Source organism: Propionibacterium acidifaciens DSM 21887 (assembly GCF_000426605.1).
GTDB classification, from domain to species: domain Bacteria; phylum Actinomycetota; class Actinomycetes; order Propionibacteriales; family Propionibacteriaceae; genus Propionibacterium; species Propionibacterium acidifaciens.
Genome location: NZ_AUFR01000019.1, coordinates 1 through 11,969, shown reverse-complemented (window position 1 = coordinate 11,969; position 11,969 = coordinate 1). Strand labels below are relative to the sequence as shown.

At 67.3% G+C, this 11,969-nt stretch carries 12 protein-coding genes; 10 read left to right on the top strand and 2 right to left on the bottom strand.

Going from position 1 to position 11,969, the window contains the following annotated elements; genetic code table 11:
- The first annotated feature begins 2 nt into the window (after positions 1-2).
- Both K336_RS0107730 and K336_RS0107725 read left to right on the top strand, forming a co-directional pair.
- Positions 3-1,247 carry an ABC transporter ATP-binding protein gene (locus K336_RS0107730; RefSeq protein ID WP_028706718.1) on the top strand — a complete coding sequence of 415 codons (1,245 nt, stop codon included), beginning with the start codon at positions 3-5 and terminating at the stop codon, positions 1,245-1,247.
- Between the two features lie 150 nt (positions 1,248-1,397).
- On the top strand, positions 1,398-1,934 hold the full coding sequence (locus K336_RS0107725; RefSeq protein WP_021797776.1) for a GNAT family N-acetyltransferase: 537 nt from the start codon (positions 1,398-1,400) through the stop codon (positions 1,932-1,934).
- 102 nt (positions 1,935-2,036) lie between these two features.
- Here the strand turns inward: K336_RS0107725 and uvrA are convergent, their stop codons facing one another.
- Positions 2,037-5,036, bottom strand: a complete 3,000-nt coding sequence (gene uvrA / locus K336_RS0107720) for an excinuclease ABC subunit UvrA (RefSeq protein ID WP_028706717.1) — start codon at positions 5,034-5,036, stop codon at positions 2,037-2,039.
- Positions 5,037-5,237: 201 nt separating this feature from the next.
- On the opposite strand from uvrA, the gene K336_RS15320 reads away from it, so the two are divergent.
- The 4 genes from K336_RS15320 to K336_RS15315 all read left to right on the top strand — a co-directional run bounded on the left by K336_RS15320 (position 5,238) and on the right by K336_RS15315 (position 8,642).
- On the top strand, positions 5,238-5,984 hold the full coding sequence (locus K336_RS15320) for a maleylpyruvate isomerase family mycothiol-dependent enzyme (RefSeq protein ID WP_021797107.1): 747 nt from the start codon (positions 5,238-5,240) through the stop codon (positions 5,982-5,984).
- On the top strand, positions 5,981-6,583 hold the full coding sequence (locus tag K336_RS0107710) for an MBL fold metallo-hydrolase (RefSeq protein ID WP_233418744.1): 603 nt from the start codon (positions 5,981-5,983) through the stop codon (positions 6,581-6,583). The genes K336_RS15320 and K336_RS0107710 overlap by 4 nt, the downstream gene beginning before the upstream one ends.
- A 90-nt stretch (positions 6,584-6,673) precedes the next feature.
- Positions 6,674-7,675, top strand: a complete 1,002-nt coding sequence (locus tag K336_RS0107705; protein WP_028706715.1) for a DUF3644 domain-containing protein — start codon at positions 6,674-6,676, stop codon at positions 7,673-7,675.
- A 229-nt stretch (positions 7,676-7,904) separates the two neighbouring features.
- Positions 7,905-8,642, top strand: coding sequence for a hypothetical protein (locus K336_RS15315; protein WP_051245528.1), 738 nt, complete (start codon positions 7,905-7,907; stop codon positions 8,640-8,642).
- Positions 8,643-8,696: 54 nt separating this feature from the next.
- On the opposite strand, the gene K336_RS17740 is transcribed toward K336_RS15315, so the two are convergent.
- Positions 8,697-9,764 (bottom strand): IS630 family transposase, encoded by a 1,068-nt coding sequence (locus K336_RS17740; protein WP_081660690.1) that lies wholly within the window; start codon positions 9,762-9,764, stop codon positions 8,697-8,699.
- Here K336_RS17740 and K336_RS17735 point away from each other — a divergent pair.
- From K336_RS17735 to K336_RS19935, 4 genes are all read left to right on the top strand, one after another.
- On the top strand, positions 9,660-10,130 hold the full coding sequence (locus K336_RS17735) for a DNA methyltransferase (protein WP_081660694.1): 471 nt from the start codon (positions 9,660-9,662) through the stop codon (positions 10,128-10,130). The genes K336_RS17740 and K336_RS17735 overlap by 105 nt on opposite strands.
- Positions 10,120-11,052, top strand: coding sequence for a hypothetical protein (locus tag K336_RS0107685; RefSeq protein WP_051245527.1), 933 nt, complete (start codon positions 10,120-10,122; stop codon positions 11,050-11,052). Before K336_RS17735 ends, K336_RS0107685 begins: the two co-directional genes overlap by 11 nt.
- Positions 11,053-11,301: 249 nt before the next feature.
- Positions 11,302-11,511 carry a hypothetical protein gene (locus tag K336_RS17020; RefSeq protein ID WP_051245526.1) on the top strand — a complete coding sequence of 70 codons (210 nt, stop codon included), beginning with the start codon at positions 11,302-11,304 and terminating at the stop codon, positions 11,509-11,511.
- A 278-nt stretch (positions 11,512-11,789) separates the two neighbouring features.
- On the top strand, positions 11,790-11,912 hold the full coding sequence (locus K336_RS19935; protein ID WP_267879357.1) for a hypothetical protein: 123 nt from the start codon (positions 11,790-11,792) through the stop codon (positions 11,910-11,912).
- Positions 11,913-11,969: the final 57 nt, after the last annotated feature.

Here is an 11,969-nt window from a genome sequence, read left to right as displayed (position 1 = left end):
CCATGGCCCAGATCACTCTGAAGAACATCTGCAAGGAGTACGGCGACGGCTTCAAGGCCGTCAACGACATCAGTCTGGACATCGCCGACGGCGAGTTCATGATCCTCGTCGGCCCCTCGGGCTGCGGCAAGTCGACGACGCTGCGCATGGTCGTCGGTCTGGAGGACATCACGAGCGGCGACCTGGAGATCGATGGCAGGCGCGTGAACGACTTGGCGCCGAAGGACCGCAACCTCGCGATGGTCTTCCAGAACTACGCGCTCTACCCGCACCTGAGCGTGCGCGACAACATCGCCTTCCCGCTGCGCCTGGGGCACAACAGGATCCCCGAGGAGGAGGTCGACCGGCGGGTGCGCGAGGCCGCCGAGATGCTCGAGCTCACCGAGCACCTCGACCGCAGGCCCGCCAACCTGTCCGGCGGCCAGCGCCAGCGCGTGGCCATGGGGCGGGCCATCGTCCGCGACGCCGACGCCTTCCTCTTCGACGAGCCGCTCAGCAACCTCGACGCCAAGCTGCGCGGCCAGATGCGCACGGAGATCGCCCGGCTGCAGCGCAGGCTCGGCATCACGACGGTCTACGTCACCCACGACCAGACCGAGGCCATGACGCTGGGCGACCGCGTGGCCGTCATGCGCAAAGGCGTGCTCCAGCAGTGCGCGTCCCCCCGCGAGCTCTACGAGGAGCCGGTCAACCTCTTCGTCGCCGGGTTCATCGGCTCCCCGCCGATGAACTTCCTGCCCGCCCGGGTGCGCGACGACCGCCTCGAGCTGCCGATGGTCAGCGCCCCGATCCCCGAGGGGATCCGCGACGAGCTGAAGGGCACGGAGGTCGTTGTCGTGGGCCTGCGGCCCGAGGCCATCAAGGACGCCGAGGTGCGCACTCCTCCGGCTGGCGCCGTCGTCTTCTCCAGCACGGTGGACGTCACCGAGTGGCTCGGCAATGAGCAGTACGCCTATGTGCCCTTCGCCTCGGACCCGGCGGTGCAGAGCACCCTCGAGGAGCTCGACCGGGACCTGGACGGCGAGGGCCTGCGCACGCAGTTCATCGTCAACCTCGACCCGAGCTCGCACGTCCTCGAGGGCGAGGAGGCCTCGCTGTTCTTCCTGCCCGAGGACATGATGGTCTTCGACCCCGAGTCGGGGCGCAACCTCACCCGGGACGACCAGCACGCCGCGCAGATCGCCGAGCGCTCCGAGGCCGCCCGCCGGAAGGCGCTCGAGCGGTCCAAGGCGAAGACGGGGTCCTGAAGCATCCGTCCGGGCGGGCACCCGTCCGGACGCCGTCCTGAACCTCACGGGGCCCCGGTCGGGGCCCCGTGCGCGGGCACGCTAGCGTGGGCCGGAGAAGCCGTCCCCGGCGCTCGGGCGCCGGGCGTCCTCGCATCGAAGGGTTGAGACATGCTTCGTTGGCCATTCGCCGAGACGACGCTCACCGCAGGCGACCTCACGGCGCAGCGCTGGGACCCGGCCCGCGACGCCGGGCCGCTGTGGGAGGCGCTGGCCTTCCCCGAGGTCTGGGGCTCGGCGCCCCGCGGCATGCCGGACGGGCCCGACGACCTCGCCGCCAGACTCGCCCAGCGGGAGGGTGGCCCCGAGCGCATCACATGGACGGTCAGCCTCGACGGCGAGGTCATCGGCACCTCCAGCCACTTCCGCCGCGGGGAGTGCGTCGAACTGGGCGCCACCTATCTGTCGCCGCGGGTCTGGGGCACCGGCCTGCACCTGCGCCTGGTGCGTCTCATGATCCACGAGGCCCGCGCGAACGACTGCTCCGGCGTCGTCATGCGCGCCGACGACACCGACGAACGCGCGAACAAGGCGATCCAGAAGCTCGGCTTCGTCTTCGTCCACAAGTCGGCCGAGCAGTCGCTGCGCGCCGACGGCACCCGTCGCATCGCCCGGGTCTACCGGCTCGACAACGACGAGGTCATCTGAGCCGGTCCGCGCCGGACCCCGACGCCGCGGCGCCACCGCCCGCCGGTGAGGGGCGCCCCGCTGCCCCGATCATTCCGCCGTCCGGGGCGGCCCGCGGCGGCCTCAGGCCCGCGCCGCACCGGCCCGGGCGGACGACGTCCTCTTGGCGGTCCTGCGGCCCGCCGTCCTCTCGGCCCCGCGCAGCCGGGCCCGGGCGCGCAGCTGGGACGCCGTGGGGACCCCGGGGCGCGGCGGCAGCGGCGCCGCGTCGGGATCGGGCCGGACGTACCTCGCGAGATAGCGGCCGGTGTGGGAGTCGGCGCAGCTGGCGACCTGCTCGGGCGTGCCCTGGGCGACGACCGTGCCGCCGCGGCTGCCGCCCTCGGGGCCCAGGTCGATGACCCAGTCCGCGGTCTTGACGACGTCGAGGTTGTGCTCGATGACGACGACCGTGTTGCCGGCGTCGACGAGCCTGCCGAGCACCGCCAGGAGCTTGCGGATGTCCTCGAAGTGCAGGCCCGTGGTGGGCTCGTCGAGGACGTAGAGGGTGCGACCGGTGGAGCGTTTCTGCAGCTCGGCGGCGAGCTTGACGCGCTGGGCCTCGCCGCCGGACAGCGTCGTGGCCGGCTGGCCCAGCCGCACGTAGCCGAGCCCGACCTCGACGAGGGTGGCGAGATGGCGGTGGATCGAGCCGATCGGCTCGAAGAACTCGGCGGCCTCCTCGATGGGCATGTCGAGCACCTGCGCGATCGACTTGCCCTTGTAGTGCACCTCGAGCGTCTCGCGGTTGTAACGGGCGCCGTTGCAGACCTCGCACGGCACGTAGACGTCGGGCAGGAAGTTCATCTCGATCGTGATGGTGCCGTCGCCGTAGCAGTTCTCGCAGCGCCCGCCCTTGACGTTGAAGCTGAAGCGGCCCGGCCGGTAGCCGCGCATCTTCGCCTCGGGCGTCTGGGCGAACAACTGCCGGATCTTGTCGAAGACTCCGGTGTAGGTGGCCGGGTTGGAGCGCGGCGTGCGCCCGATCGGCGTCTGGTCGACGTGGATGACCTTGTCGATGTGCTCGACGCCGGTGATCGAGTGGTGCCTCCCGGGCACCGCCTTGGCGCTGTAGAGGCGCTTGGCGAGCGCCGTGTAGAGGATCTGGTTGACGAGCGTGGACTTGCCCGAGCCGGAGACGCCGGTGACGGCGATGAGCTGGCCGAGCGGGAAGCCCACGTCGATGCCGCGCAGATTGTTGGCGGCGGCCCCGTGCACCGTGATCGCGGCGCCGTTGGGGGCGTGGCGCCGGGCCGGCACCTCGATGCGCCGCCGGCCGGTGAGATAGGCGCCGGTGATCGAGCGCTCGCTGGCGAGGAGGTCGTCGACCGTGCCGTTCACGACGACCTCGCCGCCGTGCTCGCCGGCGCCGGGGCCGATGTCGACGACCCAGTCGGCCGAGCGGATCGTCTCCTCGTCGTGCTCGACGACGATGAGCGTGTTGCCGAGGTCGCGCAGGCGTCGCAGGGTCTCGAGGAGCCGCTCGTTGTCGCGCTGGTGCAGGCCGATGGAGGGCTCGTCGAGGACGTAGAGGACGCCGGTGAGGCCCGAGCCGATCTGCGTGGCCAGGCGGATGCGCTGCGCCTCGCCGCCCGACAGCGTGCTGGCCGAACGGGCCAGGGTGAGGTAGTCGAGACCGACGTCGACGAGGAAGCGCAGGCGCTCGCGGATCTCCTTGACGACCCGGGCGGCGATCCGGGCCTCGCGCTCGGACAGCTCCATCGCCTCGAGGACCCCGAGGACCTCGCCGATCGACAGCCCGCACAGCTCGGCGATGGAGCGCCCGTCCATCGTGACGGCCAGCGAGGCGGGCTTGAGGCGGGCGCCGCCGCAGGCCGGGCAGGGGATCTCGCGCAGATAGGCGCCCCAGCGGTCGCGGGCCGCATCGGTCTCCGCCTCGTCGTAGCGCCGACGCACGTAGGGCAGAACACCCTCGTACTTCTGCGTGTAGGTGCGCACACGCCCGAAGCGGTTGCGGAAGGTCACGTAGACCGGGTCGTCGTGGCCCTTGAGGATGAAGCCGCGGACCGTGGAGGGCAGCTCCTCCCAGGGGGTGTCGACGCTGAAGCCCTCGGTGGCGGCCATCGCCTCGAAGACGTGGTCGTAGTGGCGCTTGACCATCGCCGAGGCCCACGGCGCGATGGCGCCGGCGGCCAGCGAGAGCGTCTCGTCGGGCACGACGAGGGCCGGGTCGACCTCGAGCTGGGTGCCCAGCCCGGTGCAGCTCGGGCAGGCGCCCCACGGCGAGTTGAAGCTGAACTGGCGCGGCTCGAGCTCGTCCATCTCGAGGTCGTGGCCGTTGGGGCAGGCCATCCGCTCGCTGAACCGGCGACGGCGGTGCGGCTCGTCGGCCCCGCGGTCGACGAAGTCGATGACGACGAGGCCCTTCGACAGGGCGAGGGCGGTCTCGACGGAGTCGGTGATGCGCCCGGCGGCGCCGGCCTTGACGACGACGCGGTCGATGATGACGTCGATGTCGTGCTTGCGCCTCTTGTCGAGTGCCGGCGGCGCGGACAGCGGGTGCTGCTCGCCGTCGACGAGGACCCGGGCGTAGCCGTCGGCGGCGAGCTCGCGGAAGAGGTCGACGTACTCGCCCTTGCGGCCCCGCACGACCGGGGCGAGGATCTGGAATCGCGTGCCCGGCTCGAGACCCATGAGACGGTCGACGATCTGCTGGGGCGTCTGGCGGGCGATGGGCTCGCCGCACGTCGGGCAGTGCGGACGGCCGATGCGGGCGTAGAGCAGCCGCAGGTAGTCGTAGACCTCGGTGATGGTGCCGACCGTGGAGCGCGGGTTGTTGCTCGTGGACTTCTGGTCGATCGAGACGGCGGGCGACAGGCCCTCGATGAAGTCGACGGCCGGCTTGTCCATCTGGCCGAGGAACTGGCGGGCGTAGGAGCTCAGCGACTCGACGTAGCGGCGCTGGCCCTCGGCGAAGATCGTGTCGAAGGCCAGGGAGGACTTGCCCGAGCCCGACAGGCCGGTGAACACGACCAGCCGCCCCCGCGGGATGTCGAGGCTGATGTTGCGCAGGTTGTGCTCCCGCGCGCCACGGATCACGAGCTCGTCATTCACGGCCCCCATGGTAGGGGCGGGCACGGGCTTTTCCCCGCCGCCGGGGCGGGCGCGGACGACCGCGTCCGGCCCAGCCGCCGAGGGCTCCGCCGCAGTGTCACCGGGCTCCCGCCGGGAGGGTACGGTTTCCCCAGACGCCGATGGGTTCGGCCGCCCGCGCCGCACCGGCGCGCGGGACCGCCGCGGGACGGAGCAGGAGGGGGTGCGACGATGCCATCACTGGACGACCAGCGGGCCCTGCTCGGGGCGGACGACATCCGCCTGGTCCGTCGGCGCAAGCTCGAGGCGACCCAGCAGCTCCTCGGCGACACGATCATGATCGAGGAGGACGCCTGGCACGAGCCGAGCGCGCTGCCGGGCTGGACGCGCGCCCATGTCGCCACGCACCTGGCGCGCAGCGCCGACGCCTTCTCCCGGCTGGCCGAGTCGGCGCCCTACGGGGTGGGCATGCCCCTCTACCTGTCGGACCGCGACCGCTTCACCGACATCGAGCGCGGCGCCGAGCGGCGGGCCCTCGATCTGCAGATCGACCTGGACACCTCGGCGGGCCGGCTGCACCGCAGCTTCGACAAGATCGACGCCTTCCCCGGTGCGGAGTTCGTCGACCTGGGCGGCGGTCGCCTGCTGCGCCTCGAACTGCTGCCGCTGGCCCGCCTGCGCGAGGTGCTGCTGCACCACGTCGACCTCGACTGCGGCTTCGCGATCACCGACGCCGACGACGACATCGCCCGCTGGGTGCTGGGGTGGACCTGCTACTGGCTCACCGACGACGAGAGCCTGCCGGCGCTCCAGGTGGAATCGACCTCGGGCTTCCACGCGAGGCTCGGCGCGCGGGGCCGCCCCACCCCGGTCGGCGGCGGCGACACCCTGCTGCTCGGCTGGCTGACCGGGCGGCTGCCCGCCGGCCACCCCGCACTGGACGAACTGCCCGGACTACCGGAAGGATGGCGAGCATGACCGTCAGCATCGAGACCCTCGTCGTGGGCCCCCTGGAGAACAACGCGTATCTGCTGACCGACACGACCGGCCACCATGTGCTGGTCGATGCGGCGGACGAGGCCGACCGCCTCCTCGAGTGGATCGGGGGGCGCCGCATCGACACGATCGTCACGACCCACCGCCACCGGGACCACATCGGCGCCCTGGCCCGGATGGCCGCCGCCACCGGCGCCGCGCTCCGCGCCGGGGCCCCGGACGTCGCCGCGATCGCGTCCCGGACCGGTGTCGAGCCGACCGGGGTCTGGGACGGCGACGCCGTCGCCGTCGGCGCCGACCGGCTCGAGGTCATCGGCCTCGTCGGCCACACGCCCGGCTCGATCGCGCTCGTCGCGCCGACCGAGCCGGCCGCGACCCTCCTCACCGGCGACTCGCTGTTCCCCGGCGGTGTCGGCAGGACCACCTCGCCGGCCGACTTCGACAGCCTCCACCGCGACGTCACGACGAAGCTCTTCGCCCGCTTCGGCGACGAGGTCCGCGTCCTGCCCGGCCATGGCGCGCCCACCACCCTGGGCGCCGAGCGCCCCCACCTCGACGAGTGGCGCGCCCGAGGCTGGTGAGCCCTTGCGGGGGCCTGATTCTCCTGGCTGGTGTCAGTGACGGACTGTAAGGTCAGCGACATCAGTATTAGTCTTCGAGGTGAATAAAAAATGCCGCAGCCATCCGTCTCCTCACGTCGTCTCGTCGCCAACTCTCTGTCCGCGATGCTCGCCGCCATCGAGGTTTATAACAAGCCGCGCATGGAATACCGTGATGAAGTGACTGTGCTGCTGGTTGTCAACGCCTGGGAGCTAGCACTCAAGGCTGCGCTGAAAAGGGCGAGCAAGCGGATCTTCTACAAGAAACAGCGCAACGAGCCCTACAGAACACTCTCGATCGAGGATGCCCTAAAGCAGGTGGTCAACCACAAGCTCTTCCCCGCCGGCATCGACGGACAGGCCCTATCAGTCAACGTGAGGGCGCTCATCGAATACCGCAACCGGACAACCCACCTCTATGCCGCAGACTTGGGCGAGATGGTCTATCCCTTCCTGCAGACCAGCATCCTGAACTACCGCGACTTCATGCTGGACCAGTTCCAGAAGGACATCGCGGACTCGATCACTTGGCAGCTACTACCGCTGGGCGCCAAGGCGCCATCGGAGCCCGTCCAGTTCATGAAGGCGATGCCGTCAGCGTCCGCAGTCGCCGAGGTTCATGAGTTCATCGACGACCTACGGAAGATGATCGACCGCGCTGAAGCAGACGGCGCCGACATGCAGCGGGTAGCAGCAGTGTACGACGTCCATCTGCGTACAACCAAGGCGGTCTCCAGCGCCGACCTCGTGGTCTCGGTGACCAAGGAGGGAGAGCACGTCTTGGTCAAGAAGACTGACCCGAATCAGAGCCACCCCTACAACACGACTGAACTGCTGGAGCGTGTCAACGCCAAGCGAAACGGTCGCACTCTCACAACGCGCGACTACCAAGCCCTGTGTTGGAAGGAGAATCTGCGACAGAATTCCCGCATGGCTTGGAAACACAAGAAGGGCCAGTCCCACAACTGGTCCGGTGAAGCTGTGAACCATATGGCCAAACTCAATGACAACTACTACGACAAAGTGCGAGCCGAATACAGTGCTGATCTGAAGCGGCGTCGCAAGAAAAAGTAACGAGAATCCCGCAACTGCGCCAAGATCATCGTGAGGGTTATTCAAAACTAACTCGTTGTCAAGGAAATACCCTAGTCAGGCGTGAGTCCGACAAAGGTTTTGAATAACCTTACATGTTGAGACTCTTGATTATGAGATGGGATTATGGGATAAGCAGAGTACTAAACTGAAGCTCGAGGGTCGTTCGGCCGCGGTCTTGCGGGACGACCGATTATGAGAAGGTTGGAGCATGCCCGAGAAAATGAAGCCCTACGATCTGCACGTAGGGGATGTAGCTGATGCCTACGCATCGTGGCCGCCGCCTGCGTGCATCATCAGCGACGGCGCCTATGGCATCCGCGGGTTCCATGGTGACACCACTGACGAGGAGGGCCTCGTCGAGTGGTATGCGCCACACATCGAGCAGTGGACGAAGGCTGCCGCTCCGGGCACAGCCCTGTGGTTCTGGGGCACCGAAGTCGGTTGGGCCACGGTCCACCCCGAGCTCAAGCGCCAAGGCTGGAACTACGTGCAGACCGTGGTCTGGGACAAGGGCCTGAGCCACATTGCAGGTAACGTGAACAGCAACACGATCCGCAGGTTCCCCGTCGTTACCGAAGTCTGCGTGCTATACCAACGCCGCCTCGAGGTTGAGACCGAGGAGGGCATGCTCGATGCGCAGCAGTGGCTCCGTCATGAATGGCGCCGATCGGGTCTGCCAATGTACTTGGCGAACGATGCCTGCGGCGTGAAGAACGCCGCGACGCGGAAATACCTGACCAACGACTGGCTCTGGTACTGGCCACCGGGCTTCGCCGTGGCCGCCATGGCGGCCTACTGCAACCAACACGGTCTGGAGAGCGGTCGGCCATACTTCTCGCTCGACGGCAAGACATCAGTCGTCTCGAAGCAATGGGACCGGATGCGCCACCAGTGGCATCACGTCCACGGCCTCACGAATGTGTGGAGCCGCCCCCCCGCTGCATGACAGTGAGCGGATGAAGGGCTCGATGCGCCGGTCTGCACCGCGCGTCTATGGCTGTCATGAAACAAAATCGTTTCTGGTTTCGCGGAGTGGGAGGTGTTCGAAGTCGTAGTCGAAGGCGCGTCCGGTGACGTATGAGGCGAACGCGCCGAAGGTCTCTTCGGGGGTCTCGCGCTGAATGTTCGCGATGTTGCTCTTGGCCGCGTTCCAGACATGCTCCACCGGATTGTGGTCGGGCGCGTACGGCGGCAGATGAATCGGCATGATGCGCTCCAACAGCTGACCCGGCTCGTAGAGATCGGTCAATGCTTTCGCGTGGTGGAATCGGGCGTTGTCCAGGACGACCGCGATCTTGCCGGTCTCGGTTTCTCGTTGAAGCCGGTCCAGCGCGAGGATCGTCTGCCAGGTGTTCTGGTTCCCCTCGATCGGGTACAACTTGACCTTCTTGCTGGTCAGGGAGAGCGCACCGAAGAACGACTGGGACGTCTTCTTCCGGTCCACGGACAGCTTGGTCCGCTGCCCCTTTGGGAGCTGCATCCGGCGGGTCGCGGCCTCGTACTCCAAGCGGACCTCGTCCGCCGTGTAGACCTCCCACCCTTGGTCCAACAAGCTCTTGACTTGGGCCTTCACCTCGGCCATGCGCCGGGTGATGGCTTTCTCGTTGCGGTGCTCGTCGAACGAGTCGGGCAGCTTGAAACTCAGCCCGCACAGGCGCAGGAGCAGCTGATACGAGGAGTCCGCCTGGTACTCGACATCGAACAGAATCTTCACGACCTCACGCATCGCCGGGACGTCCCAGAACTCGGCGTGAACACCAGACCGGGAGGACGGCTGGGCCAAGATGGCCTTGAGTTCTTCCTTCTGGGCGCGGGTGAGTTTCGCCGCGTTCTGGTTCCCGGCATGCCCTGTCAGCACCGAGCACATCCGCGTGGCCCGCCACTCGGCCAGCCATTCCAGCACTGTCCTCTCAGTGCGCTCAACCATTTTCGCAATGATGCTGATACTGACTCCTTCAGAGGCATACAGGACAGCTTCTGCTTTCATCCGAACCAGCACATAATTGTCGGAACGCTTCTTCCACCTGATCAGGACGGCGGTTTCTTCCGGGGTGACCCCGACCTGCATGCCTCAATCATATCCGAAACGGCACAGAAAATCCACGAAAAATACGATTTCGTTTCATGTCAGCCATACAAGCCCACGAAAGCCAGCACCACGCACCTGAACCAGAAGCCGCTGGAGCTCATGGAACGTCTCGTGCACGCGGTCACGAAGGAGGGCGATGTCGTGTGGGAACCCTTCGGCGGGCTGGGCACCGGCTCGGTTGCTGCGGTGGTACTGCGGCGTCAGGCGTTCCTCGCAGAGTACGACCCCTACTTCGCTGAGCTCGCGCAGGAACGGCTCGCCGTTGCCGCCGAGGAAGCCGAGACCAACGATGAGCTCGTGGACCTTTTCGAGGCCAATCCCGAGGAAGAGAATAATGTCGGATGACGCGGTGACGACGAACGCTCAAGTGGATTCCGGACCGGTCCGGCCGATGCCAGACCCCAACGATCCGCACACGAAGCTGCAGAAGGGAGTGTCTGCCGCGCTCCAAGCTCTGCCCGGTGAGTTCGAGTCCAAGAACACGATCAGCGGGGTGAATGCCACCGACCTGTTCAGCCTCAACAGCTTCCTCGGCTCAAGCATTGAGCTGGAGGTTGTGCGCACCTTGAATAGCCTCCGCCAGATCTGGGACCCAGACTCCGAGTGGTCGACTTATCGGTTCGAGCGCTCCTCGCAGGCGTTCCCCGACGTATGGCTAGTGAACCACGGCACCGTGGGCGAGGCGATTGCCATCGGCATCGAGCTCAAGGGCTGGTGGATGCTTGCCAAGGAGAAGGTGCCGTCGCTGCGGTACCAAGTCTCCCCCAACGCCTGCACGAACTGGGATCTCGTGTGTTGCGTTCCGTGGCACCTCGATAGCGCCGTGAGCGGCGCCCCAGTGGTCGTGGAGCCTTGGGTGGAGTCGGCGAAATACGCGGCGCAGTGGCGCGATTACTGGTGGCAGAACATCAAAGAGACTGACGGCAGCGCTGACCTCGAATATCCCGACGATGCGACACCGTACCCGTCGAAGGCTGATCGCGTGACGGTCCACCCGGTCAATGACGGCGGAGGTAACTTCGGCCGCCTGCCCCGGTGTCGTCCGCTGATGGACTCTTTCATCGAGTCAACGATGCAGGTACCCATCCTGGGCATCGAGACGGGTGCCTGGGTGAATTTCCTGCGACTGCACAGTGAGTCTGCTGGCGCCGAGGCGGTCATCGAGAAGCTGCAGCGGCAGCTCAAACAGCTAGACAAGAAGGTCGCGCCCGACCAAGCCGAACGGATTTTGCACCAGCTGCGCACGATGGCCGAGCTATTGCCGTAGGGCAGTCTTCATGAAGATTGGGAGGACTATTCAAAGTCCGATTATATGGCCGTTATGAAACGAAACCGTATTTTTCGTGGATTTCCTGTGCCGTTTCGGATGCGGTGGGGGCGTGCGGGTCGGGGTCGCCCCGGAGGAAACAGCCGTCCTGGTCGGGTGGAGGAAGCGGCCCGACAATCATGTGCTGGTGCGGATGAAGGCAGAGGCGGTCCTGTACGCCTCCCCGTCGATGCGGGCATCATCGCTGAAATGGTCGAGCAGGCCGAGAGGACGGTGCAGGAACGGCTGGCCGAGTGGCGGGCCACCAGGATGCGCCCGGTCCTGACCGGCCATGCGGGGAACCAGGACGCGGCGGAACCCGCCCGCACCCGGGAGCAAGAACCCAAGGCCGTCCTGGCCCGGCCGCCCTCCCGGACGGGCGCCCGCGCCGAGTTCCGAGACGTCCCGGCCCTGCGGTGACGTCGTGAAGATCCTGTTCGACGTCGAACACCAGTCGGGCCCCTCCCACCGGCTGCTCCCGCGCCTGTGCGGGCCGAGCCCCGGGCCGCCCGGACCCGTTCGACGAGCACCACGACGAGCCGGCCACCACCAGACGCGCGGCCTGGACGACGACCCGAGTCAAAAGCTTGTCGGACCAGGGCCGGAAGGCCCACACCGCAAGACTGAGGCCCGCCCCGAGCACGAGGCCTGGACCCGCCGCATGCAGCCCCCCAGAGGACAGCGCACCAGACCGGTCCGTGGACCGGCGGAGGACGTCCCAGTCCTTCTTCGGCGCCCTCTCGCTGACCAGCAAAAAAGTCAAACCGTACCCGATCGAGGGGAACCAGAACACCGAGCAGACAATCGGCGCGCTGGAATGACTCCAACGCGAAACCGAGGCCGGCGAGATCGCGGTCGTCTTGGACAACGCCCGATCC